This is a genomic window from Paracoccaceae bacterium (genome assembly GCA_019454225.1).
Lineage (GTDB): Bacteria > Pseudomonadota > Alphaproteobacteria > Rhodobacterales > Rhodobacteraceae.
Genome location: CP075370.1, coordinates 3,821,402 through 3,843,418, shown reverse-complemented (window position 1 = coordinate 3,843,418; position 22,017 = coordinate 3,821,402). Strand labels below are relative to the sequence as shown.

Sequence of the window (22,017 nt, the reverse complement as noted above, 5' to 3'; positions counted from 1 at the left end):
AAGTACTCCCATGTCCGCCGTCGCCCAGGGGGGGCGCGGCCTTTGATGACAAGATAGCCATTCGGGGCCGGGGTTCAATGCGCCATGATCGACGCAGCGAAGGTGGGGCGGATTTCGGCCCGCCAACCGCCCGGCATTCCGGCCAGCGGGGCCGCGACCAGGCGGTCGTCCAGCCAGACGGCGGGGGTGACCTCCAGCACATGACGGGGCAGGCCCGTCGCACGCCAGCCGGGGCAGGCCGTCAGGCCCGGCGCCCCGAGCGCGCGGATCGCCAGCCCCGCAGCCGCCGGTCCGGTCAGGTGCCAGCGGCCATCCCACCGGGCATCGGGGTCGGCGACGGCCTGCGCCACCGCGCGGGGTTCCCGCGCCAGCCAGAGACAGTCCTGCCGCGACCGCAGGCGGCATCCCTGCAGCGTCGCGTCGCGCCGGTCGCGGGCGGCGAGCAGCAGGTTGACCTGACGGTCCTGCCGCGGCGGCCGCCGGTCGCCCGACAGCCAGGCGACCCCGGCGACCAGCAGCTGACGCTGCAGGTCATGGGGCAGGGCGTCGAAACCGGCGCGGTCGATCCGCAGGGCGCCCGCCAGTTCCCGCACATGCGCCGCGCAGGCCTGCCGCAGCATCTCGCGCAGGGCGGCCCGCGCCACCGCCAGCTGTGCCGCTGACCTGCCGATGCGCGCGGCATCGATCCCCAGCGGCGCAAGCGCCGCCATCGTCTGCCGGGCGCGCACCCGCTCGAATCGCGCGTCCGCGTTGGTCGGGTCCTCGACCCAGCCGATTCCGTGCCGCCGCAGGTAGGCGCGCAGGTCGGCGCGGCGGATGTTCAGCAACGGGCGCCCCCACCAGAGACCATCCTCCTGCCAGAGCGACCGCATGCCCGAAAGCCCGTCCAGCCCCGCCGCCCGCGACAGCGCCATGAGGAAGGATTCCGCTTGGTCGTCGGCGGTATGGCCAAGCGCGATCTGCGTCACCCCCGCCTCGCGTGCCCATGCGGCGATCAGGGCGCGGCGGGCACGGCGGGCCACGTCCATCAGGTTGCCCGCAACGGGCCCGTGATCCCAGACCATCGTGCGGTGCGGCACGCCCAGCGATGCGCAAAGCGCGGCCACCGTGTCGGCCTCGGCCGCCGAACCCGCGCGCAGGCGGTGGTCGACCGTCACGGCCGAGACGGGCACCTGCCAATGCCGGCAGGTCCGCACCATCAGATGCAGCAACGCCACCGAGTCGCCGCCGCCCGACACCGCAACCCCGACGTGTCGCCCGGGGGCCGGCGGCAGGGCATGGGCCACGTCAAGCAGCAGCCCGGCATCGTCGCCCTGTTCCGGGGGCCAGTCGGCGGGCGGCGTCCCTACCGGCACCCCAGCGACACCATGGCCGCCTGCGCCTCGATCGCGGGCTGGCCGCCGGGAAAGCGCACGCCGACCTCCTGCAGGGTCACGCAGGCTTCCGGCCCCTGGCCCAGTTGCCCGAGTGACTGCCCCAGCTTCAGCAGGGATTCCGGGGCGCGGGCGCCATCCGGCGCCCCGCTGAACGCCTCCAGATAGGCGCGGGCGGCATTCGCCGTCTCGCCCAGCTGGCTCAGCGCCTCGCCCCGCAGGAAATGCGCCTCCTGCGTCAGCGGACCACCCAGGTAGGTCTCGGCAAAGGTCTTGAAGAGCGTTTCGGCGGTGCGAAAGTCACCTTGACCGAGCACCTCCCGGGCCCGGTCAAAGTCGGCCTGCTCGCTGACGGCAAGCTGCGGCCCGCCCGTGGGCGCGGGGGTGGCAGGGGCGGTGACAGCAGGCGCCTCGCCTCCCAGCGGCGGCGTAGGCGGGATCGAGGCCAGATCGCCGCCGCCCAGTTCGCGCAGGCGGAACTCGATGTCGCCCAGCCGGTTCGTTCCGTCCGCGACCACCCGGTTGATGCGCAGCTCCAGCGCCTCGGACTTGGCAGTCAGCGCCGTCAGCGCCATCTCGATCGTGTCGAGCCGCATCAGCGCGGGGCCGGATGCGCCCGATCCCTGCGCCGCGCCGGTGGTGTTCAGCTCGGCGCGCAGCCCGTCTATTTCGCCCCGCAGGATCAGCAGTTCCTGACGGATGTCGGCCAGCGTCTGCGCGCGGTCCTGCGCAAGCGCGGGACCGGCCAGGACGATCGCAAGAAGCGCCGCCCGCCACATCGCCCTAGACCCCCGCGCCGGCAGTCAGCACGGTGACCGCGCGGCGGTTGCGCGAATAGCAGGACTCGGTCGAGCAGACCTCGACCGGACGTTCCTTGCCATAGCTGACGGTGCGCAGCCGCGCCGCAGAAACACCCTGCGAAATCAGGTAGTTCTGCACCGCATTCGCGCGCCGGTCGCCCAGTGCGATGTTGTATTCGCGGGTGCCCTGCTCGTCGGCATGGCCCTCGATGATGATCGCAAAGCGCGCGCCCTGGTTGTTCAGCCACTGCGCCTGTGCGCTCAGCGTCTGCGTCGCCTCGGCCGAAAGGGTCGACTGGTCGACGGCAAAGAACACGCGGTCACCCAGGGTCTGCGCGAAATAGGCGGGCGAGGTGGGGTCGTTCGGCCCGCCCAGCGAGGCGGAATCGATCCCCCCCGCGCCAGGCCCGCCCGGCCCGCCTGCACCGCCCGCGCCAAAGCGGTCAGGGTTGTTGCATGCCGCCAGCGCAAGTCCGGCGAGGATCAGAAGGGCCTTCGGAAGCATGGCCATGAACAGGTTTCCTTTGTTCTTTGCTCGATTGCCGCCACGATATCAGGTTTGCGCGGGGCAGGGAATCACACGGTGTTTCAGGGCAGAAGCGGCGACCAGGCCGGGTCCGAGGCCGGGCCCTCGGTGGCAACCCGCCGCAGGTTCCGCCCCGATATGTCCACCGAATAAAGGGCCGGCTGGCCGCCCTCGCCTGCGGTCTCGCGGGTGAACATGATGACGCGGCCGTTCGGTGCCCAGGTCGGACCCTCGTCCAGGAAGCTCGCGGTCAGCAGGCGTTCCTCCGATCCGTCGGTGCGCATCACCCCGATGTGGAACCGGCCCTGATGCTGCTTGGTGAAGGCGATCAGGTCGCCGCGCGGGCTCCACACCGGCGTGCCATAGCGACCCTGGCCGTTCGAGATGCGCACCGCCTCGCCGCCGCTGGCCGGCATGATGTAAAGCTGCTGCGTGCCTGACCGGTCGCTCTCGAACACGATGCGCGACCCGTCGGGGCTGAAGGACGGGGCGGTCTCGATCGCCGGGGTGTTGGTCAGCCGCGTCCGCGTGCCCGACTGGGTGTCGAGCAGGTAGATGTCGGTATTGCCACCCTCCGCCAGGCTGAACACCACGCGCCGCCCGTCCCCGGCAAAGCGCGGCGCGAAGGTCATCGTGCCGGGCTGTTCGTCCAGTGCGCGGGCCGACAGGCTGGCCACGTCCATCAGGTAGATGCGCGGAAAGCCCGTCTGATACGAGGTATAGAGGATGCGGTCACCGCTGGGCGAGAACCGGGGCGCGATCACGATCGAATTGCTGTCGGTCAGATAGCTGACATTGGCGCCGTCGTAGTCCATCACGGCCAGGCGCTTGCGCCGGTCGTTCTTGGGGCCGCTCTCGGCGACAAAGACCACGCGGCTGTCGAAATACCCGCCCTCGCCGGTGATGCGCGAATACACCGCATCGGCCACCTTGTGCGCCATCCGCCGCCAGCTGGCCCGGGTGCCCGCGAACTGCAGCCCGTCGCCCAGTTGCTGGCCCGCGAACACGTCGTAGAGCCTGAACTTCACCACGACGCGGTCGCCGCTGGCGCTGACCGACCCGGTGACCAGGGCCTGCGCGTTGATCGCCTTCCAGTCGGGATAGGCCACCGGGGCGTCAAAGCTGCCGACACGCGCGATATGGGCGCTTGCCGGGATCTCGCGGAACAGCCCGGTGCCTGACAGGTCGGCCGCGATCACGCGGGCCATGTCGCGCGCCAGGTCGGCCGCGCCGCCGTTCTCGGCCACGAAGTCGGGCACCGCGAAGGGCAGCGGCTCGATCACCCCCTCGGTGATCTCGATCCGCAGCGGCTGGGCGGCGGCCGGCGGGGCGCCAAGGGCGGCGATGCCGATGGCAAGGCCGGCGCAAAGGCGGGTCAGCAGGTGGGTCAGGCGATGCATGGTAACCTCATGCTGGGAACGACAGGATGCGGCGAAGGCGCGCGCGGGGAAAGCGTGACGGGGGTCGGTATCGGGAACGTGAAGGTTCATCTCAGGCGCATCCCGTCGGGGTTGAAGACCATCTCGACCTCGCGCCACTGGTCGAACTTGTCCGCGGGCAGCGGATAGCCGGTCTGCCCGCAGCGCAGCACCGCGCGCCGCGCCGCGTCAAAGGCCGCGCGCACACCCGCGTCGGAACCGCCCGAGGACGACACCAGCGTCACCGAGGTCGGCCGGGCATCGGGCGACATCGCCACCAGCACCGTGACGGTCGTGTTCATCGCATCCGTCGAACTGGTGCCAAGGTTCCAGCAGGCGCTGACCGCGCGGCGCAGGCTGTCCTTCTCGCCCTGCGTCATCGGCGGGCCTGCCGGGGTGGCGGCCGTGCCGGTGCCCGCGGCGGCACCGGCCACGGCCTCGGCCACCGCGTCGGCGATCGGGTCGCGCGCCGGGGCGGCAGGGGAGGCGGGCGCCGCAGGCGTCTGCGCGGCGGCGGTCTGGGTCGGGGCCGGGCGTGCCGGGGCGGCGGGCCGCGCCCGCGGCCGGATCGAGGCCGAGGGTGCCAGCGGATCGGGGCGGTTCGCCTCGGTCGCAAGCTCGGTTCCCGCTTCTTCCGGCGCGGCGGGGGGGCGTTCCTCGGCGACCACCGGGGCCGGGGCGGGATCGGGCGTCACCTCCGGCGCGGCCTCGGGCGCCGTCACCGCCTCGGGCGGGGGCGCCTCGGTGGGCAGCGGGGCGACACGCTCGGCCGGCTTGGGGCGCGGGCGCGGGCTCGACGTCGGCGCGAGGACCGGCGGCACGTCGGCCACCACCGCAGGCGCGGGCGGCGGTTCGGGCTCTGGCAGCGGCTCTGGCGCGGGCGGTTCGGGTTCTGGCGGCGGCGCCTCGGGCGTGGGGGCCGGGGCAGGCGGCGCAGGCGCCTCGGGTGCGGGGGTGGGGGCCTCGGGTGCCGGGGCAGCGGGGGCTTCGGTCCGCGGCGGCTCGGGCGCCGGGGCCGGCGGTTCGGGGGCTGGCGCGGGGGCCGGTGCGGGCGGTTCGGTCGGCGCATCGCGCGCCATCAGCGCAGCGAATTCCTCGCCCGAAAGCAGCGAAACCTCGGTCACCACGGGCTCGGGCGCGTGGCGCGGCTGGAAAATCCCGCCCACCAGCACCCATAGGATCAGGCCCGCATGCCCGACGCCCGAAATGACATGGCCCGTCGCCATCCCGCCCTCAGCCGCCCGACCGTTGTCCGCCGAAGGTCGGGCCGTCGCTGTCGGTCACCAGTCCGATGTTGCGGAACCCCCCGGCGTTCAGCGCCCCCATCACCTCGGCCACCCGGGCATAGGGGATCGCGCCATCGGCCCGCAGGAACACCTTGTCGCTCGTGCGCTCGGCGGCGATGGCGCGCAGGCGCGGGATCAGTTCGTCGTCGGTCACGTCGGTCGTCTGGATCAGCAGCCGCCCGTCCGATGTCATCGTGACGGTCAGCGGTTCCTCCTGCTCGGTCGGCAGCGCCTGCGCGGCGGTGCGCGGCAGTTCCACCGGTACCCCCACGGTCAGCAGCGGTGCCGCCACCATGAAGATGATCAGCAGCACCAGCATCACGTCCACGAAGGGCGTGACGTTGATCTCGGACATCGCGGCAGACTTGCCGCGCCGCCTGCGGCCCCGGCGCTTGCCGCCGCCAGCCGACGAAACGACCCCGGCGCCCATCTCAGGCCGCCGTGTCCAGCTGCCGCGACAGGATCGTCGCGAATTCGTCGGCGAAGGATTCGTAGCCGCCGATGATCCGCTCGCTGTCGGCGTTCAGCTTGTTGTAGAACACCACCGCCGGGATGGCCGCGACCAGCCCGATCCCCGTGGCCAGCAGCGCCTCGGCGATGCCGGGGGCCACCACCGCCAGGTTGGTGTTCTGGCTGATGGCGATCTGCTCAAAGGCGTGCTTGATGCCCCAGACCGTGCCGAACAGGCCGATGAAGGGCGCGGTCGATCCGGTCGTGGCCAGGAACGACAGCCCCTGGTTCAGCCGCTCGCTCTCGCGGGCGATCGCCACGTCCATCGCCCGGTCGATGCGTGCCTGCGCCCCTGCGATCAGCGCGCCGTCCTGGCGGTGGCTGCGTCGCCATTCCAGCATTCCCGACGCAAATATCTTCTGCGCCGGACCCTTCGGTTCTGGCCCGATCTTGTCGAACAGCTCGTCCAGCGGCTCGCCCGACCAGAAGGCGGTGTCGAACACCTCGGCCTCGCGCCGCGCCGCGCGAAAGATCAGGTGCCGCTGCACGATGATCGACCATGACCAGAACGACATCACCAGCAGCAGCACCATCACGACCTTGACGGTCAGCGTGGCGCGCATGAACAGCGCAAGCAGCGAAAAGTCGATGTCTTGCGCGGTGGCAAGCGTGGCCTGATCCATGGTGCGGTCGTCCTGCTCGGGGTGCGGGCGGTTCTTGGACGCCCTTTCGCCTTGCTTCTACCGGAATCGGCGCCCGATGCCAACACATGTGCGTGCGCGGCGCGTGCGCCGGTCAGGCGGAAAGCCGCGCGGCAATGTCACGTGGCAGCCGTGCGGGCGTGCCCGCCGCCGTCAGGCACACCAGCGTCACCCCGGCCGCGAACAGCCGGTCCTCGCCCCGCATCACCTCCTGCGCCAGATGGATGCGCGCCGCCGTCAGCCCGGTCAGCCGCGTCTCGACCGTCAGCAGGTCGTCGAACACCGCGGGCCGCAGATAGTCGGCCTCGACCCGCCGCACCGCGAACACGATCCCCGCCTCGGCCCGCAGCCGCGCCTGGTCGATCCCGAGGCTCCGCACCCATTCGGTGCGCGCCCGTTCGATGAACCGCAGGTAATTCGCGTAATAGACGATCCCCGCAAGATCGGTGTCCTCATAGTAGACGCGGACGGGGTGGCGGTGCGGGGTCATGCCCTGCCCCGGCAACGGATGCGGAATGCGATGGACCGCGGGCCGACCGCCCCTCGGACCGACGCGCCACCGGGCCGGACGGCCGCGCGCGCCCCTCCCGGCGCGGCGACCCGGCAGGGCCCCGCCAGCATCGCATCTGCCAAAGCCCGCATCCGGTGCCCCTTCTTTCCTGCCGCCGTCGCCCAACCTTAGCCAGCAGCGACCGCCCTGCAAGCGGGCAGCGGCCGTCCCGGCCGCTTCCCCTGTCCGCCGATCGCCGCGCCCTTGCTGCCACAAATGTTATAATATAACGATTGCGCGGAAATTCCGCCGGAGGTTGCCATGCAGCACGCGACAGATACCGACATCGCCATCGTGGGTGGCAGCTTCGCGGGCCTTTCCGCCGCGCTGACGCTGGGGCGCGGCCGTCTGCGCGGTCTGGTCATCGACCATGGCCGTCCGCGCAACCGCTTCGCCGACCGGAGCTTCGGCATCCCCGGGCAGGACGGTCGCACCCCCGCCGAAATCCGCGATGCGATCCGGGCCGATGCGATGGCCTATCCCGGCATCGCGCAGCACCAGGGCGAGGTGACGGCTGTCACCGGCGGCCCCGATGCCTTCGTGCTGACGCTGGCCGACGGCGGGCAGGTCACCGCCCGGCGGATCATCCTCGCCACCGGCATGGTCGACATCCTGCCCGATCTCCCGGGCCTGGCCGGGGTCTGGGGGCGCGGCGCGCAGCAGTGCCCCTATTGCCACGGCGTCGAACTGGCGGGCCTTCCCACCGGCGTGCTGTGGTCGGGCATGCACAGCCTGCACCACGCACGGCTGCTGACCGGCTGGACCGCCGACCTGACGCTGTTCACCGATGGCGCCGACCCGGGGGACGAGGTTCGCGCCACGCTGGCGGGCATCGGCGTCGCGGTGCAGGACACGCCGCTGCGGCAGGTTCTGGCGCAGGATGGCCACATGGCGGGCCTCGTGCTGGCCGATGGTCGGCAGATCGCGCTTGGCGCGCTGTATCTCGCGCCCGAAACCCGCCCCGCATCGCCCCTGCCCGCCGCGCTCGGCTGCGCGATGGCCGAAGGGCCGCGCGGCCGCTATGTCAAGGTGGATGACCGCATGGCAACCTCGGTGCCCGGCGTGTTCGCCGCGGGCGATCTGGTCCGTGCGGCCTACAACGGCACCGGGGCACTGGCCGATGGCGTGCGGGCCGCTGCGGCGACCCATCATTCGCTGGTGTTCGGGCCCTGACCGCCGCTACCCCGCCGGCCGGGCGCCGTCCGCGATCAGGGCCGCCAGCCCCGCCATGTCGCCGGGGTGCAGCTCATGGCCCCGGCCCGGCCATTCCACCAGCCGCGCGCCCGCGATCCCGGCCGCCAGCGCCCGCCCGTTCGGCAGCGGCAGGATCGGATCCTCCGTGCCATGGACCACGGTGACCGGGCAGGCGATCCGGCGGAACCGGCCCGTCCAGTCCTGCCGCGTGCCGACGCCGCCATGCGTGAAGGCTGCGGCGGGGTCGGCGGCATGGTCCAGCACCGCCGCCACCCGCGTCCGCGCCGCCGCCGCGTCGAAGGGCGTGGCGGACCCGGCGCAAAGCCGCTCGATCCCCAGCAGGAAGGCCGCAACCGCCGCGCCATCAGTCCAGTCAAGCGCCGCGAACCCCGCGAAGTGGTCCAGGAACCGCGCGTCGATCCCCGGCAGCGCCGCGCCGTCCCAGCCCAGCGGCTCGCTGGCGATCAGGGTCAGGCCCGCGACGCGCCCGGGGTGCGCGACCGCCAGCATCTGTGCCAGGAACCCGCCCAGCGACATCCCCGCCAGATGCGCCCGCTCCATCCCGCAGGCGTCCATCACCGCCAGAACGTCACCCGCCATGTCCTCGGCATCGTAGGGCGGCAGCCGGGTGGACGACTGGCCGGTGTCGCGATGGTCGAACCGCACCACCCGGAACCCCCGCCCGGCCAGATCGGCGCACAGCGCGGCAGGCCATCCCAGCATCGACGCCGTCGCCCCCATGACCAGCACGATCCCCGGGCCGTCGCCGGGCCCCATGGTCTCGGTCGCCAGCCGGACATCGCCGTTCCGCACCTCTGCCCGCATCATGCCCCGCGCCTCCGGCGGGCACCCTGCCACGCCTGACCCCGGCATGCCACCCGGTGTATCGGGTCACGGCTGGAAGCGGCGCATGTCCCGCACGAAGCTGTCCCGCAACTGGGCGGCCGTCTCGAAGTCATAGTTGTTCCGGCTGTTCAGGCGCGGCCGCAGGATGCTCACATCGAAAAGGCACAGCTGGCGCCCCTTGCAGTCCTCCAGTGCCGAGGTCTCGAAGGTCACCTTCACCGTGCCCTCGATCCCCGGAACCGCCAGGTTGCCCGAGACATCGCCCTTTCCGTCAAAGCTCAGCACGGTGCTCGACGTCTCGATGATCGAGGAAACCACGACGATGTAGGGCGCATCGGGCGATCCGGCGGCGTGCAGCCGCGCCGCCTCGGAAAGCCGCCAGTCGGTCTCGGCGATGCCGGGGTTGCCGTTCACATAGTCCGACACGCCCGAGATCACCCGCCGCACCCGCTGGCGCGTCGGGTCCGAATATTCGATCACGCTGCGGCTGCTGGCGGTCGCCTCGATGGATGCCTTCTGCTCGGCCGTGGCCGCGAAAGAGGCGCGGCGCACATAGCCGCGGGCGTTCGACGCCTTGCTGACGGTGCCGGGCCGCGCGTCGATGTCGAGGTTCGATGCCGGAAACTCGATGCGGTCAGACGGCTGTATGCTCTGCCCCGGCGTCCAGACGAACACCTGGCCAAAGGCGTGCCGCCCGTCGTTGTAGATGCCCGCACCCGTCATCGCATAGGACAGCGAGATGTCCGCAGTCCGGTCGCAGGCGGCCAGCATGGCGATGGCAAGGGCGGCGGTGGCGGCGATGCGCGGCATGGGTCTTCCTCCTCGGCTCTGTCCGGCCAAGGGTCGGCGCCCGCCTGCCGCAGGGTCAAGCGCGGGCCGGGCAGGGGGGTGGAATTGACGGGCAATTCACGCACGTCCCGCATCCAGCCGCGCCGCGATCCGCAGCGCATGGCTCGGGTCCCGCGCCACCTCGGGAAGCACCGGGTCATAGGCCGCGCGGATCACCGCGCCCAGATCCGGGCGCAGGATCACCCCGCCCCCCGCCTCGGCCAGCGGCGAGCGTTCGGCGAAGGCGCGGTCCGACCACAGCAGCACCGTCTGCACCGCCTGGTGCAGCGCCAGCACCTCGGCGGGCAGCGAGGCCAGATGCGCATCCATCCGCAGGAACACGAAGCACGCCCGGATCGCGCCCCGCGCATCGAAGCGGAACACCCGGTACTGGTTCGCGCCCGCCGCCTCCAGCCGGTCGACCAGCGGCGCGAACCCCTCGACCAGCCGGTCGAGGTTCGGCACGCCCCGCAGTTCGTCCCAGTCCCGCACGAAGAACACCATGACATTGGCGCCCAGTTCCGGATCGGTCTCGGCCAGTGCCTGCCCGGTCAGCCGCGCCACCGCCTCGAACGCGCCCTTGATCACCGGCAGCGTCCCGGCCTCGACGCCGAACACCACCGGCACCATCGGCCGCCCCCAGCGGGCGCACAGGAACGACCCGTCGCCCCGCGTGAACAGCGCCGCGATCTCCTCCGCCGTCATCTCCGTCCCCTTTCCGGCCCGCACGGCGCAGGGCATAAGGGGCGGCAGGGTGCGGGGCAAGGCGGGGGCGGCATGCTGAAGGGGATCGACGCGCGGGTGACGCCCGAACTGATGGACGTGCTGATCCGCGCGGGCCATGGCGACGAGATCGCGCTCGTCGACCTGAACTATCCCGCCCGGTCGCTGGCGCCGCGCTGGCCCGGCGTGGTCGAACTGGCGGGCCTCGACGCTCCCGCGGCCCTGGCGGTGATCCTGCCGCTCCTGCCGCTCGACGGCTTCCCCGGCACCCTCGCGCTTGTCCACATGCAGCGCGACGGCGCGGGCGAGCTGCCCGACCCCGTCCACCGCGCCGCGCTCGACGCCGCCGCGCCGCACCTGCCGACGGGCGCGCGCACCGGCAGCCTGCCCCGGCCCGCCTTCTACGACCGCGCCGCCCGCGCCTTCGCCGTGATCCGCTGCGCCGAGACGCGGCCCTACGGCTGCTTCATCCTTCGCACCGGCGTGGTGTTCTGACCGGCCGCGCCCAGCATCACCACCCCCAGCTCCCGGATCAGCTTGCGCGTCATCGCCCGCTCGAAATCGGCATAGTCCGCGGCCTCCTCGACAAAGGCGTCGGGCCCCCGGATCACCCAGGTCTCCAGATGCCGCGTCAGCGGGCGCGGGCGGCTGCCGAAATCGCCGTGGTCCATCAGGTCGTTGCCGCCCACCGCCAGCGCGTTCACCGTCACCCCGGCCAGCCCCGGCCCGTCGCGCACCAGGCGCGGGTCGATGCCCGCGTTGGTCTCGCCGTCCGCCGCGAGGTCCAGCGTGCGCGCCGCGCAGCGCGGGCCCCGTGCCAGCAGGTCCGCCGCCGCCTGCATCGCCGCCCCGATCGCGGTGCGCCCGTCAAAGCTCGGCCGGCGCGGCGCCGCGGCCACCCGGGCGGCCAGGTCCGACAGGTCCGCCATGCCGCCGATCACCGTCCAGTCCGCGATCACCGCCTGGTCATGCGGCCCCGACCAGTGCATCGCCGCCAGCGCCACCGGCCCGCCCGGCCCCAGCACCAGCCGCGCCACCTCGGGCGCCACCAGCGCCCGCGCCATCCCCTCCGACTGCAGCCGGTATTCCGCCGCATCGACCGAGGCCGACACGTCCAGCGCCAGCACCAGCGCCAGCCGGCAGGCCGCCGCCGGGCCGGGCAGCACCAGCCCCAGCAGCAGCGCCGCCGCCCTCACTTGCTGTCCTGCTTCACAAGGCCCGAGAATCCGGCGACGGCCAGAAGGGTAAGGCCCCAGCCCAGGCCGATCTGCAGCCACAGGTAGCGGCGCGCCCAGCGGCCGTAGTCGGTCCGGTCGTCGGGCAGCCAGTAGGACTGCATCTCGAGGCTGACCACCGGCAGCAGCGTGTCGGCGGAATAGATGGCGGCGTTGAAGAGGGGGTAGCTCGCCGCCTCGGGCTGGCGCAGGAAGCAGGCGTATTGCGTCTCGCCCGCGGCGCGCAGGCCTGCGCGGGGGGTGGGCAGGCTGGGGCCGTCGAGGGTGACGCCCGGCTCCGCCCCGCACAGCACCCATTCCGGCGCCCGCTGCAACTGCGGCAGGTTGGGCTTCAGCGCCCCGGCGGCATCGGCCCCGGCAAAGACCACCCAGCCCGCCACCCACAGCCCGAACAGCCAGGCGAAGGCCAGCATCGGCGCGCGGCCATAGCGGATGGTGGCGCCCAGCAGCACCTCGTCCACCAGCCAGCGCCCCATCCCGCGCAATACGCCGAAGTTCCTATCCTCGCGCCGGATGCGCGCGCGTTTCGCCGCGCGCTGGCGCCTTTCTTTCTCGATCAGCACCGCCCGCGCCGCGCCGCCGTGCCCGGCCTCGCGCAGGACGCGGGCACATTCCTCATGGGGCTGCGGCCAGAACTCCTCGCCGAACCGCGAGGCGTCCTGAAGCGCCAGCCAGCGGATGCGCGACGGCCCGTCGACCGGCGCGCGCCCGGTGAAGGCGCCATAGCGGCAGCGATCCAGGCTCAGGTTGCCCGCCCCCGGCCAGCAGGCCGGGTCGTCGTTGATCGCGCCGAACTCCGCCCCCACCAGCGACAGCAGCCCCCCCACCTGCGCCGCCCCGCGCAGAAAGAATGTCCCCGCAACCTTGGCCCCATCCGCCGACAGCGCATGGCCCCCGCCCTGCGCGGTGAACTGCGCACCCTCGCAGTCCAGGTCGCCACCCAGCCCCGCGCCCAACAGCCGCACCGCGCCGGTGGCCGTGACCCCGCGCAGGACCACGTCGCCCTCGGCCTGCAGGCCATCCGCCGACAGCGCATGGCCCCCGCCCTGCGCCGTGAACTGCGCACCCTCGCAATCCAGGTTGCCACCCAGCCACGCGCCCAGCAGCCGCACCGCGCCGGTGGCCGTGACCCCGCGCAGGAACACGCTGCCTTCGGCCTGCAGGCGATCCGCCGACAGCGCATGGCCCCCGCCCTGCGCGGTGAACTGCGCACCCTCGCAATCCAAGTTGCCACCCAGCCGCGCGCCCGGCAGCCGCACCTCACCGGTGGCCGTGACCCCGCGCAGGAACACGCCACCCCCGGCCTGCAGGCGATCCGCCCCCAGGCCGCCCTGCAACCGCGATCCGTTCAGGAACAGGGATTCGGCCTTTGCCCCGCGCAGCAGCACCATTTCGGGAAATCGACAGGCGATCAGCGCCAGATCCCCGGGCAACCTGCATCCTTCAAGGTCCAGCCCCCGCGTCTCGGCCCCCGCCGGCCCGTCGCCCCTGATCCATGCGCCCCGCACCCGCAGCCCGGTTTCGGGCAGCGGCACGCCTTCCACCTTGCCCAGCGCCAGTTCCCGCAGCAGGCTGGCGCGCAGCGTGACGTCGGGGGTGTCGGAATCCGGCACGGCGCCGGAAATCTCGCAAATCCGCCGGTCGCGGGCCTGCAGCCAGTCCACCAGCCGGGTTTCGGCGGCGGTCAGGTCGGGGAAATCAGCGAGCGTCGGCATGGCCCCAAACCCTCCAATCGTGAACAGGGGGTTAACGGGGCCCCCTCAACCCCTTGATATTCCTTGACCGGAAAAGCGTCCCACGGTGGGACGCCCCTAGTCGAACAGGTCCGTCTGCCCCGGCCCCCTGGGCGGCTCCAGCCCCAGATGCCGCCAGGCCCGCGCCCCCAGCATCCGCCCGCGCGGCGTGCGCAGGATCAGCCCCTGCTGCAGCAGGTAGGGTTCGGTCACCTCCTCGATCCCGTCGCGGGCCTCGGACAGCGCGGCGCTGATCGTCTCCACCCCCACCGGCCCGCCGCCGTAATGCTCGGCCAGCAGCGCCAGATACCGCCGGTCGCCGCCGTCCAGCCCCAGATGGTCCACCCCCAGCCGGGTCAGCGCCCGGTCCGCCAGCGCCCGCGTCAGCCGCCCGTCGCCCTCGACCACCGCGAAATCCACCACCCGCCGCAGCAACCGCCCCGCGATGCGCGGCGTGCCCCGCGCGCGGCGGGCGATCTCCAGCGTTCCCTCGGGCTCGGCCGCCACCCCCAGAAGCCGCGCGCCCCGCGCCACGATCAGGTCAAGCTCGGCCTCGGTATAGAACTCCAGCCGCGTGGGGATGCCGAACCGGTCGCGCAGCGGCGTGGTCAGCAGGCCCAGCCGCGTGGTGGCACCGACCAGCGTGAAGGGCTGCAGGTCGATCCGCACCGTCCGCGCCGCCGGCCCCTCGCCGATCACCAGATCCAGCGCGAAATCCTCCAGCGCCGGATACAGCACCTCCTCCACCACCGGCGACAGGCGGTGAATCTCGTCGATGAACAGCACGTCGCGGGGTTCGAGGTTGGTCAGGATGGCCGCGAGGTCGCCCGGCTTGGCCAGCACCGGCCCCGAGGTCATGCGGAAGCCCACGCCCAGTTCGCGCGCCATGATCTGCGCCAGCGTCGTCTTGCCAAGGCCCGGGGGGCCGTGGAACAGCGTGTGATCCATCGCCTCGCCCCGCCGCCGCGCGCTTTCGATGAACACGGCCAGGTTGGCCCGCGCATCCGCCTGACCCACGAACTCGGCCAGCGTCTGGGGACGCAGCGCCCGGTCGAGGTCGGGCGCATCCTCGGGCAGGGGTGCGGGGCGCAGCAGGGGGTCGGTCATCGGCGGGCTTTTTCCGGGGCGTGGCGAACATTCCCCGAACGCGGGCGCCATGACAAGGCCTGTTCACGCGCCTCCACCCGCCGGGCACCGTGTCCGTCCGTCAAGCACGGGCAATGTCACGGTCCCGCGGCCCTCCAGCACGCGACGAACGCCAGGGCCGACCGCGAGGCGCGTGATCGAACCGCGCATCACCCGCAGGCGCGGATGGTCCGGATCCTGCCGGTCCAACCGCGCGGTCGCGGTCTTGCGGACCAGCTGGCCGCGTTCGATCTGCTTGCAGCCGTCTCCCAAGCCTTCTGCGGGCGATGCGAGGCGCTTGATGAAGCGCGCGCAGGACACGATGGACACCAACCACGGGACCGGCAGCAGCAGGATCGAGAAACAGGCGCAGGCCCACACGACCGGCAGACGCCGGTCGACGTCAGGGATGCGCCCGCCGGTCTCGCCCTATCGCCGCCGCCCTGCCGTCGGAACCGATGACCGCACGGTCGCAGGCCCCGGCGCCGGATGTGCGGGGCCCGCCCTGTCCCCCATCGCCATCAACGCCGCCACCCGGTTGGCGGTCGCCGGATGGGTGGCGAACAGCCGGTCGTGGGTATGGGCATGCAGCGGGTTGATGATGAACATGTGCGCGGTCGCGGGGTTGCGCTCGGCGGCGTGGTTGTCGATGCGGCTGGCCATCGCCTCGATCCGCTGCAGGGCCGAGGCAAGCCACACCGGCTGGCCGCAGATCTCGGCCCCGACGCGGTCGGCCTCGTATTCCCGCGCCCGGCTGATCGCCATCTGCACCAGCATCGCGGCCAGCGGCGCCAGGATCATCAGCGCGATGGTCCCGATGAGACCGCCAGGGCGGTCGCGGTTGCCGCCGAAGAACAGCGCGAAGTTCGCCAGCATCGAGATCGCCCCCGCGAAGGTCGCCGTGATCGTCATGATCAGCGTGTCGCGGTTGCGGATATGGGCCAGTTCATGCGCCATCACCCCCGCCACCTCGTCGGGCGAAAGGGCGCGCAGCAGGCCGGTCGTCGCCGCGACCGCCGCGTTCTGCGGGTTGCGGCCGGTGGCAAAGGCGTTCGGCTGCGCGGTATCGATGATGTAGACCCTGGGGCGCGGCATGCCCGCGCCATCGGCCAGACGATGCACCATGTGCACCAGATCGGGGGCCGAGCCCTCGTCGACCTCGCGCGCGCCATGCATCCGCAGCACAGCCTTGTCGGAATTCCAGTAGGCGAACAGGTTCATCGCCGCCGCCACGGCCAGCGCGATGATCATGCCGCCCTCGCCCGCGATCATCGCGCCGACGGCCATGAACAGCGCCGTCATCGCGGCCATCAGAAGTGCGGTCTTGGTCGTTGCCATGGTGCCCTCCGGTTTCCGGCGCCCTTTCAGATGGGTGCGGGCCGACGGCGGGGCAAGCGGGTCAGGCGGGATCGACGGGCACCATCGTGCCCTGGAACAGCGCCACCCGCACCTCGCGGCCGCCGGTCACCGCGACGACCGTCGCGGTCACCACCACCAGCCGCCGGCCCGCCTTTTCCACCCGGCCCCGTGCCACCAGCCGCTCGCCCAGGGCCGGGGACAGCAGGTTGATCTTGGCCTCGGCCGTCATCACCTCCTGACCCTCGGCGATCATCGTCAGCGCGGCATAGCCCGCCGCCGTGTCGGCAAGCGCAAAGGTCAGCCCGGCATGGCCCGCGCCGTGCTGCTGCCGCGCGCCCGGCAGGATCGGTGCGGCCAGATCGACCTCGCCCGGGGCCAGGCGCAGGATCTCGGCGCCGAAGGTCGCCATCAGTGTCTGGCGCGCGAAACTGTCGCGGATACGGGCATCGCGGTCGGTCATCGGGGAATCCTGCGGGCAGGGGCGGGCCGCGGCGCGCGGGCCCGCGCGGGCGGAAACAGCGGAAACTCAAGCGCCTGCGCCCCCGTCAGCACGGCACGCGCACCGGCGCCCATCAGCCCGGCGATGGCGGCATGGTCCGCCGGCATGCCGCCGGTATAGGCGCCATAGGCCGGCAGGATCAGGCGCCGCCCGTCTGTCACGAAGGCAGGCCGCGCCTGGCCCGCGATCCGCCCGCGCGGGTGAAAATGCGCCGATACCTCGGGCGTGTCGCAGGCCGGGTCGGCGATGTGGCGAAAGGTCAGCCCGCCGCTGCGCAGCGCCGCCAGATGCCGGCCGCCCAGCGTGACCGGGCCGGGGTCGTGGTTGCCGGCAATCCAGATCCAGTCGCGCCCCGCCATCATCCGCATGAGCCACAGGGCATGCGCCTCGTGGAGTTCGCCCTCGGCGGCGTTGTCGTCGAAACTGTCGCCAAGGCAGACCACCTGCGCCGGATCGGTCAGCGCGATGTCGGCGTCGATGCGCGCCAGCGTCTCTTCCGTCTCGTAGGGCGGCAGCAGCGTGCCGCCCCGCCGCGCCAGCCGCCCCGACTTGCCCAGGTGCAGGTCGCCCAGACACAGCAGCCGCAGCTCGGCCCACCAGACCGCGCCCGAGGGCAGCGCCGCAAGCCGCGCGGGGCCGAGTGTGATGGGATGGCCGGTCATGCGCCGGTCATGCCGCGTTCCGGCGCCCCGGGCAAGCCTGCCGCCGCATGGTGCCGCCGGTTCCGGTGGCGCCGCCCTGCGCCATCGCGGCCCGCGCTACAGGGCAAGCTCGCGGTAGGCGCGGGTCAGGTCGCCGCCCCATGCGCCCGCCGCGCGCTCCAGAAGGTCGTCGGCCACCCCGGGGCCCCCTGCCAGATGATCGGCCAGCACGTCGAGATATCCGGTCTCGTCCCGCCCGTCCGCAATCCGGCGCCGTGCCGCCAGCCCGGCCCGGGCGATGTCCACCGCGGCACGCGCCAGATCCAGCAGGCGCAGGCCCCCCGCCTCGCCCGCCAGTCCGGCCACCGAGGCCGCCACGCGCAGCCCCTGCCGCGTCTCGGCATCAAGGCCCTTCACCAGGTCCCAGGCGGCCGACAGCGCGCCTGCATCATACATGATCCCGGTCCAGAAGGCGGGCAGGGCGACCAGATGGTCGCGGGTGCCGGCATCGGCGCCGCGCATCTCGATGTATTTCTTCACCCGCGCCTCGGGGAAAACCGTGGTCATGTGATCGGCCCAGTCCGACAGCGTCGGCCGCTCGCCCGGCAGCGCGGGCAGCTCGCCCTTCAGGAAATCGCGGAACGACTGGCCCAGCGCGTTGATGTAGCGCCCGTCGCGGTAGACGAAGTACATCGGCACATCCAGCACCCAGTCGACATAGCGCTGAAAGCCCATGCCGTCCTCGAACACGAAGGGCAGCATCCCGGTCCGGCTGTCGTCCAGCCCCCGCCAGATCCGGCTGCGCCACGACCGGTGGCCGTTCGGCGCCCCCTCGAAGAACGGCGAAGAGGCGAACAGCGCCGTCGCCACCGGCTGCAGCGCCAGCGCCACGCGCAGCTTCAGCACCATGTCGGCCTCGGACGCATAGTCCAGGTTCACCTGCACCGTGCAGGTCCGGTACATCATCTGCGTGCCATGGGTGCCCACGCGCCCCATGTAGTCGGTCATCAGGCGGTAGCGGCCCTTGGGCATCACCGGCATGTCGGCATGCCGCCACACCGGCGCCGCCCCCATGCCGAAGAACCCGATCCCCAGCGGGTCGGCCACCGCATGCACCTCGGCCAGGTGGCTGTCCAGCTCCGCCGCCGTCTGGTGCACGCTGTCCAGCGGCGCCCCCGAAAGCTCGAACTGCCCGCCCGGCTCCAGGCTGACGTTGGCTCCGTTCCGGGTCAGCCCGATCAGATGCTCGCCTTCCATGACCGGCGCCCAGCCGAACCTGTCGCGCAGCCCCTCCAGCAGCACCCGGATCGACCGCGGACCGTCATAGGGCAGGGGGGCGCCGGTATCGGTCAGCCAGCCGAATTTCTCGTGCTCGGTTCCCAGGCGCCACGCGGCAGCGGGCTTGCAGCCCGATTCCATGTACTCCGCAAGCTGCGCGAAATGCTCGATCGGCCCGCCGCCGGACTGGGGGATGGACATGGGGCGGGTCTCCGTTCGCCGTTTCGGCGCCAAGAGGTGACGGCGCGGCCGGGTCAAGTCAAGGGTGCCCGGGGTCGGGGGTCAGGTGGGCGCCAGCCCGGTTCCCGCCCGCCGCCACACGGTCTGCATCTGCGGTCCCGCGGCCAGCGCCGTGCCCGCCGCCGCGCGCCCCCCCGCCGCCCCGCCGTTCAGCGCCGCGACCAGTGCGCCGGTGTCCATTCCGGGCAGCGCCGCGAAGGCATCAAACAGCCGCTCGGCCCCCGCCGCATCCACCGGGATCAGCAGCACCTCGCCATCGGTCTGCCGCAGCCGCCACAGCCGCCGCCCGCGCATCGTCATCAGCCGGATCTCCACAAGGTCGGGCAGCGCCGCATAGCCGCCGAAGGCCGGGCCCATATAGGCGATCTGCCCCTCGTTCACCTCGACGACGCCGGGGGCCGCCACGTCCTGCGCGAACCGCAGGCGGCGCAGCGCGTAGAGCCCCCAGCCCGCCCCAAGCGCCGCAACGGCAAGGCCCAGCGGCACCAGGATCAGCCCGCCCTCGGCCGCGATCCGCAGGCCAAGCGCCGCCACCGCCGCCGCCGCCGCCGCTTCGCGCCAGGGGCGCAGGGCCGCCAGTGCCTCGGGCCGGAACAGGCTCATGCGACACGCTCCACCTGCCGGAACAGCACCAGCGCCATCGCTGCCGCCTCTCCGAAGCCGATCCCGCGATAGGCCCGCGCGGCTGCGGCGCTTGCCGCGAACAGGCAGGCCCGCCGCACCCCCGCCGCCCGCGCCTCGGCCAGGTGCAGCGCCACCGCCCGGCGGGCAAGGCCGCGCCCGCGCAGCGCCGGCGGCACCCAGACGCCCCCCACCTGCACGATGTCGGGCAGGGCCGCGTTGAAGCCGGTGAAGGCCACGGGCTGTCCGTCCTGCCACAGCACCCGGTGGCTGTCCGCGCCGAGATAAAGCGCGATGTCGCGCCGCGCCCGCGCGGCCGCCCGCTCCGCCGTCTCGCCGAACAGCTCGACGTGGTAGTCGGCCCGCCAGGCCATCAGGATCGCCGGATCGGCGGCCGCGGCCGGTGTCAGCCTGCCCGCACCGTCCGGCACCCGCAGCGTCGCCAGGTCCAGGGCCATCCCCGGCTCATCCGCGTCATGCCGGGTCGCGGCGGCCCGCAGGCCCAGCCGCCGCAGCACGCGGCGCAGCGGCGCCGCGGGCCACACCGCCCCCGAAACCCCCGCCCCGCGCAGCGCCCGGCGCAGGTCGGCCCAGTCACGCGGCAGGGCGTCGGCCATCTGCGGCAGGATCATCCCCTCGCCGGTCAGCCCGACGGCCGCCCGCACCGTGCCGCCGGGCGCCGCCGCACACCAGAACCGCGTGGCATGCGGATGGTCCGACGGCCCCAGCCCATGCCGCGACAGGTTCGCGCGCGGGAACATCGACCCCTCCGGGTGTCGCGCCAGGCAGGACTCCAGCGCCGCCTCCTCGCCCTGTCGCGCGCGCCTCATCCCCAGTCCCCGAGCGCCGCCTGCCACAGCGCCAGCGCCGCCACCGCCGCGGTGTCGGCACGCAGGATGCGCGGGCCAAGACTGACCGCGCGGGTCTGCGGCATCGCGCGCAGCCGCCGCGCCTCGGCCTCGTGAAAGCCGCCCTCGGGGCCGATCAGGATCGCCCAGGGGGCACCGCGCGCGCCCGCCATCGCACCCGGCAGCGCCGCGCCCTGTCCGGCCAGCCCCTCGTCGCACCACATCAGCCACCGGTCGGCGGGCCAGCCGTCCAGAACCCGGTCCAGCGGCTGCAACTCGGACACCGGCGGCACGAAGGTGCCGCCGCATTGCTCGGCCGCCTCCACCGCATGCGCCTGCAACCGGTCCTGCCGCAGCCGTTCGGCATTGGTGAACCGCGTCTGCACCGGCAGGATGCGCGCGGCGCCCAGTTCCGCCGCCTTCTCGACGATGAAATCGGTGCGCCCCTTCTTCAGCGGCGCAAACAGCAGCCACAGGTCGGGCGGCAGACGCAGCGGCGCGGTCTGCCCGGTGCAGGTCAGCCGGCCGCCGCGCTTGCCCGCCTCGGCCACCTCCGCCCGCCACTCGCCATCCCGCCCGTTGAACAGGGCCACGCCCGCCCCCGGGGCCAGCCGCATGACCCCGAACAGGTAATGCGCCTGCGCCTGCGTCAGGGGCACGTCTTGCCCCGCGCCCAGCGGGTGCTCTACATGAAGGCGGACCTTTTCCTGTGCCATGAAGGGCAACCTATGACCGAAGCGCCGGGGACGGAAGGGCCTGCCGCGGCCGCCGCGGGCCGGGTGGCCGACGCGCCGCGCGGCAACTGGGTGGATCGCCACGCGCCCGCCGCGACGCGCCCCTTCCTGCGGCTGTCGCGCGCCGACCGGCCGATCGGCACCTGGCTGCTCTACATCCCCTGCCTCTGGGGGCTGGCCCTTGCCGCCGCCGCCGGGGGCGGGTTCCGCGCCCATGACCTGTGGATCGCGGCCGGATGCGGCATCGGCGCCTTCCTGATGCGGGGCGCGGGCTGCACCTGGAACGACATCACCGACCGCGATTTCGACGCCCGGGTTGCCCGCACGAAAAGCCGTCCCCTGCCATCCGGCCAGGTCACGGTGCGGCAGGCCCTGGTCTGGATGGTCGCCCAGGCACTGCTTGCGGCGCTGATCCTGTTCACCTTCCACCCTGTCGCCATCATGCTGGGCGTGGCCTCGCTGGCGCTTGTCGCGGTCTATCCCTTTGCCAAGCGCTTCACCTGGTGGCCGCAGGTCTTTCTGGGGCTTGCCTTCAACTGGGGCATCTGGGTGGCCTGGGCCGCCCATGCCGGCGGCGTGGGCGTCGCGGCCGGCCTGCTGTGGCTGTCGGGCATCGCCTGGACGCTGTTCTACGACACGATCTATGCCCATCAGGACAAGGAGGATGACGCGCTGATCGGCGTCAAGTCCACGGCACGGCTGTTCGGCGACGCAGGCTCGCGCCTCTGGCTGCGCGGCTTCCTGATCGCCTCGGTCCTGCTGATGGCGGCGGCGGTGATCGCGGCGCTTGTTCCCGCCGGGGCATCGCTGGCGGCGCTGGCCGTCGCGCTCTGCGGGGTCTGGGGGTTCGGCTGGCACATGGCCTGGCAACTGGCCCGGCTCGATACCACCAGCCCGGATGTCTGCCTGCGCCTGTTCCGGTCGAACCGCGACGCGGGCCTGATCGTTGCGCTGTTTCTTGCCGGTGCCGCAGCCGTCTGATTGATCCCGGCGCCTTCGGGCAATACAG

25 protein-coding genes are annotated in these 22,017 nt (G+C 72.8%); 3 read left to right on the top strand and 22 right to left on the bottom strand.

The features are described 5' to 3' along the window. Nucleotides 1-74: 74 nt before the first annotated feature. The 8 genes from tilS to ybgC form a co-directional block, all read right to left on the bottom strand. Complete coding sequence (gene tilS / locus KF887_18260; protein ID QYK41286.1) at nt 75-1,355, bottom strand: tRNA lysidine(34) synthetase TilS; 1,281 nt, start codon at nt 1,353-1,355, stop codon at nt 75-77. Further along, the gene (ybgF, locus tag KF887_18255) at nt 1,346-2,152 is read right to left on the bottom strand and encodes a tol-pal system protein YbgF (protein ID QYK41285.1); all 807 of its coding nucleotides are present in this window, start codon (nt 2,150-2,152) and stop codon (nt 1,346-1,348) included. Before ybgF ends, tilS begins: the two co-directional genes overlap by 10 nt. 4 nt (nt 2,153-2,156) lie before the next feature. Beyond that, on the bottom strand, nt 2,157-2,684 hold the full coding sequence (pal, locus tag KF887_18250) for a peptidoglycan-associated lipoprotein Pal (GenBank protein ID QYK41284.1): 528 nt from the start codon (nt 2,682-2,684) through the stop codon (nt 2,157-2,159). A 77-nt stretch (nt 2,685-2,761) separates the two neighbouring features. Then, complete coding sequence (gene tolB, locus KF887_18245) at nt 2,762-4,099, bottom strand: Tol-Pal system protein TolB (GenBank protein ID QYK41283.1); 1,338 nt, start codon at nt 4,097-4,099, stop codon at nt 2,762-2,764. 86 nt (nt 4,100-4,185) lie between these two features. Next, nucleotides 4,186-5,343, bottom strand: a complete 1,158-nt coding sequence (locus tag KF887_18240) for a cell envelope biogenesis protein TolA (GenBank protein ID QYK41282.1) — start codon at nt 5,341-5,343, stop codon at nt 4,186-4,188. Between the two features lie 7 nt (nt 5,344-5,350). Then, nucleotides 5,351-5,833: a protein TolR gene (tolR, locus tag KF887_18235; GenBank protein ID QYK41281.1), complete on the bottom strand. Its 483-nt coding sequence runs from the start codon at nt 5,831-5,833 to the stop codon at nt 5,351-5,353. Nucleotide 5,834: 1 nt separating this feature from the next. After that, a complete protein-coding gene (gene tolQ / locus KF887_18230) occupies nt 5,835-6,536 on the bottom strand; it encodes a protein TolQ (GenBank protein ID QYK41280.1) in 702 nt (233 codons plus the stop codon). Between the two features lie 112 nt (nt 6,537-6,648). Continuing rightward, on the bottom strand, nt 6,649-7,044 hold the full coding sequence (gene ybgC / locus KF887_18225; protein QYK41279.1) for a tol-pal system-associated acyl-CoA thioesterase: 396 nt from the start codon (nt 7,042-7,044) through the stop codon (nt 6,649-6,651). Nucleotides 7,045-7,365: 321 nt separating this feature from the next. On the opposite strand from ybgC, the gene KF887_18220 reads away from it, so the two are divergent. Beyond that, on the top strand, nt 7,366-8,277 hold the full coding sequence (locus KF887_18220) for an NAD(P)/FAD-dependent oxidoreductase (GenBank protein ID QYK41278.1): 912 nt from the start codon (nt 7,366-7,368) through the stop codon (nt 8,275-8,277). Between the two features lie 6 nt (nt 8,278-8,283). Here the strand turns inward: KF887_18220 and KF887_18215 are convergent, their stop codons facing one another. The 3 genes from KF887_18215 to KF887_18205 all read right to left on the bottom strand — a co-directional run bounded on the left by KF887_18215 (nt 8,284) and on the right by KF887_18205 (nt 10,677). Further along, nucleotides 8,284-9,126, bottom strand: coding sequence for an alpha/beta hydrolase (locus tag KF887_18215; protein QYK41277.1), 843 nt, complete (start codon nt 9,124-9,126; stop codon nt 8,284-8,286). A gap of 63 nt (nt 9,127-9,189) precedes the next feature. Next, nucleotides 9,190-9,954, bottom strand: coding sequence for a hypothetical protein (locus tag KF887_18210; protein ID QYK41276.1), 765 nt, complete (start codon nt 9,952-9,954; stop codon nt 9,190-9,192). Between the two features lie 96 nt (nt 9,955-10,050). Beyond that, nucleotides 10,051-10,677: a hypothetical protein gene (locus KF887_18205; protein ID QYK41275.1), complete on the bottom strand. Its 627-nt coding sequence runs from the start codon at nt 10,675-10,677 to the stop codon at nt 10,051-10,053. A 72-nt stretch (nt 10,678-10,749) separates the two neighbouring features. Between KF887_18205 and KF887_18200 the strand changes: the two genes are divergently transcribed. Beyond that, complete coding sequence (locus tag KF887_18200) at nt 10,750-11,190, top strand: ribose ABC transporter (GenBank protein ID QYK41274.1); 441 nt, start codon at nt 10,750-10,752, stop codon at nt 11,188-11,190. On the opposite strand, the gene KF887_18195 is transcribed toward KF887_18200, so the two are convergent. The 11 genes from KF887_18195 to KF887_18145 all read right to left on the bottom strand — a co-directional run bounded on the left by KF887_18195 (nt 11,151) and on the right by KF887_18145 (nt 20,990). After that, nucleotides 11,151-11,891: a DUF1194 domain-containing protein gene (locus KF887_18195; GenBank protein QYK41273.1), complete on the bottom strand. Its 741-nt coding sequence runs from the start codon at nt 11,889-11,891 to the stop codon at nt 11,151-11,153. The two genes, KF887_18200 and KF887_18195, sit on opposite strands and share 40 nt — an antisense overlap. Further along, nucleotides 11,888-13,645, bottom strand: a complete 1,758-nt coding sequence (locus KF887_18190) for a hypothetical protein (GenBank protein QYK41272.1) — start codon at nt 13,643-13,645, stop codon at nt 11,888-11,890. Before KF887_18190 ends, KF887_18195 begins: the two co-directional genes overlap by 4 nt. 96 nt (nt 13,646-13,741) lie before the next feature. Continuing rightward, on the bottom strand, nt 13,742-14,770 hold the full coding sequence (ruvB, locus tag KF887_18185; GenBank protein QYK41271.1) for a Holliday junction branch migration DNA helicase RuvB: 1,029 nt from the start codon (nt 14,768-14,770) through the stop codon (nt 13,742-13,744). A 63-nt stretch (nt 14,771-14,833) separates the two neighbouring features. Then, a complete protein-coding gene (locus KF887_18180) occupies nt 14,834-15,118 on the bottom strand; it encodes a hypothetical protein (GenBank protein QYK41270.1) in 285 nt (94 codons plus the stop codon). A 99-nt stretch (nt 15,119-15,217) separates the two neighbouring features. Further along, a complete protein-coding gene (htpX, locus tag KF887_18175; protein QYK41269.1) occupies nt 15,218-16,126 on the bottom strand; it encodes a zinc metalloprotease HtpX in 909 nt (302 codons plus the stop codon). A 61-nt stretch (nt 16,127-16,187) separates the two neighbouring features. Then, nucleotides 16,188-16,607 (bottom strand): PaaI family thioesterase, encoded by a 420-nt coding sequence (locus KF887_18170; GenBank protein QYK41268.1) that lies wholly within the window; start codon nt 16,605-16,607, stop codon nt 16,188-16,190. Then, a complete protein-coding gene (gene pdeM, locus KF887_18165; GenBank protein QYK41267.1) occupies nt 16,604-17,308 on the bottom strand; it encodes a ligase-associated DNA damage response endonuclease PdeM in 705 nt (234 codons plus the stop codon). The genes KF887_18170 and pdeM overlap by 4 nt, the downstream gene beginning before the upstream one ends. A gap of 96 nt (nt 17,309-17,404) precedes the next feature. Then, nucleotides 17,405-18,766 carry a glutamate--cysteine ligase gene (locus KF887_18160; protein QYK41266.1) on the bottom strand — a complete coding sequence of 454 codons (1,362 nt, stop codon included), beginning with the start codon at nt 18,764-18,766 and terminating at the stop codon, nt 17,405-17,407. Nucleotides 18,767-18,847: 81 nt separating this feature from the next. Continuing rightward, entirely contained in the window at nt 18,848-19,408 is a 561-nt protein-coding gene (locus KF887_18155; protein ID QYK41265.1) for a hypothetical protein, read from the bottom strand. Then, nucleotides 19,405-20,187 carry a GNAT family N-acetyltransferase gene (locus KF887_18150; GenBank protein ID QYK43648.1) on the bottom strand — a complete coding sequence of 261 codons (783 nt, stop codon included), beginning with the start codon at nt 20,185-20,187 and terminating at the stop codon, nt 19,405-19,407. Before KF887_18150 ends, KF887_18155 begins: the two co-directional genes overlap by 4 nt. Nucleotides 20,188-20,252: 65 nt before the next feature. After that, nucleotides 20,253-20,990, bottom strand: a complete 738-nt coding sequence (locus KF887_18145; protein ID QYK41264.1) for a 16S rRNA (uracil(1498)-N(3))-methyltransferase — start codon at nt 20,988-20,990, stop codon at nt 20,253-20,255. On the opposite strand from KF887_18145, the gene ubiA reads away from it, so the two are divergent. Further along, nucleotides 20,907-21,989: a 4-hydroxybenzoate octaprenyltransferase gene (gene ubiA, locus KF887_18140; GenBank protein QYK41263.1), complete on the top strand. Its 1,083-nt coding sequence runs from the start codon at nt 20,907-20,909 to the stop codon at nt 21,987-21,989. The two genes, KF887_18145 and ubiA, sit on opposite strands and share 84 nt — an antisense overlap. Nucleotides 21,990-22,017 lie beyond the last annotated feature (28 nt).

Excerpts from the sequence above, each read along its gene's own strand:
- ybgF (QYK41285.1), bottom strand. The coding sequence starts at position 2,152 with ATGTGGCGGGCGGCGCTTCTTGCGATCGTCCTGGCCGGTCCCGCGCTT.
- pal (QYK41284.1), bottom strand. The coding sequence starts at position 2,684 with ATGGCCATGCTTCCGAAGGCCCTTCTGATCCTCGCCGGACTTGCGCTG.
- tolB (QYK41283.1), bottom strand. The coding sequence starts at position 4,099 with ATGCATCGCCTGACCCACCTGCTGACCCGCCTTTGCGCCGGCCTTGCC.
- KF887_18240 (QYK41282.1), bottom strand. The coding sequence starts at position 5,343 with ATGGCGACGGGCCATGTCATTTCGGGCGTCGGGCATGCGGGCCTGATC.
- tolR (QYK41281.1), bottom strand. The coding sequence starts at position 5,833 with ATGGGCGCCGGGGTCGTTTCGTCGGCTGGCGGCGGCAAGCGCCGGGGC.
- tolQ (QYK41280.1), bottom strand. The coding sequence starts at position 6,536 with ATGGATCAGGCCACGCTTGCCACCGCGCAAGACATCGACTTTTCGCTG.
- ybgC (QYK41279.1), bottom strand. The coding sequence starts at position 7,044 with ATGACCCCGCACCGCCACCCCGTCCGCGTCTACTATGAGGACACCGAT.
- KF887_18220 (QYK41278.1), top strand. The coding sequence starts at position 7,366 with ATGCAGCACGCGACAGATACCGACATCGCCATCGTGGGTGGCAGCTTC.
- KF887_18215 (QYK41277.1), bottom strand. The coding sequence starts at position 9,126 with ATGATGCGGGCAGAGGTGCGGAACGGCGATGTCCGGCTGGCGACCGAG.
- KF887_18210 (QYK41276.1), bottom strand. The coding sequence starts at position 9,954 with ATGCCGCGCATCGCCGCCACCGCCGCCCTTGCCATCGCCATGCTGGCC.
- KF887_18205 (QYK41275.1), bottom strand. The coding sequence starts at position 10,677 with ATGACGGCGGAGGAGATCGCGGCGCTGTTCACGCGGGGCGACGGGTCG.
- KF887_18200 (QYK41274.1), top strand. The coding sequence starts at position 10,750 with ATGCTGAAGGGGATCGACGCGCGGGTGACGCCCGAACTGATGGACGTG.
- KF887_18190 (QYK41272.1), bottom strand. The coding sequence starts at position 13,645 with ATGCCGACGCTCGCTGATTTCCCCGACCTGACCGCCGCCGAAACCCGG.
- ruvB (QYK41271.1), bottom strand. The coding sequence starts at position 14,770 with ATGACCGACCCCCTGCTGCGCCCCGCACCCCTGCCCGAGGATGCGCCC.
- htpX (QYK41269.1), bottom strand. The coding sequence starts at position 16,126 with ATGGCAACGACCAAGACCGCACTTCTGATGGCCGCGATGACGGCGCTG.
- KF887_18170 (QYK41268.1), bottom strand. The coding sequence starts at position 16,607 with ATGACCGACCGCGATGCCCGTATCCGCGACAGTTTCGCGCGCCAGACA.
- pdeM (QYK41267.1), bottom strand. The coding sequence starts at position 17,308 with ATGACCGGCCATCCCATCACACTCGGCCCCGCGCGGCTTGCGGCGCTG.
- KF887_18160 (QYK41266.1), bottom strand. The coding sequence starts at position 18,766 with ATGTCCATCCCCCAGTCCGGCGGCGGGCCGATCGAGCATTTCGCGCAG.
- KF887_18155 (QYK41265.1), bottom strand. The coding sequence starts at position 19,408 with ATGAGCCTGTTCCGGCCCGAGGCACTGGCGGCCCTGCGCCCCTGGCGC.
- KF887_18150 (QYK43648.1), bottom strand. The coding sequence starts at position 20,187 with ATGTTCCCGCGCGCGAACCTGTCGCGGCATGGGCTGGGGCCGTCGGAC.
- ubiA (QYK41263.1), top strand. The coding sequence starts at position 20,907 with ATGCGCCTGCGCCTGCGTCAGGGGCACGTCTTGCCCCGCGCCCAGCGG.
- KF887_18145 (QYK41264.1), bottom strand. The coding sequence starts at position 20,990 with ATGGCACAGGAAAAGGTCCGCCTTCATGTAGAGCACCCGCTGGGCGCG.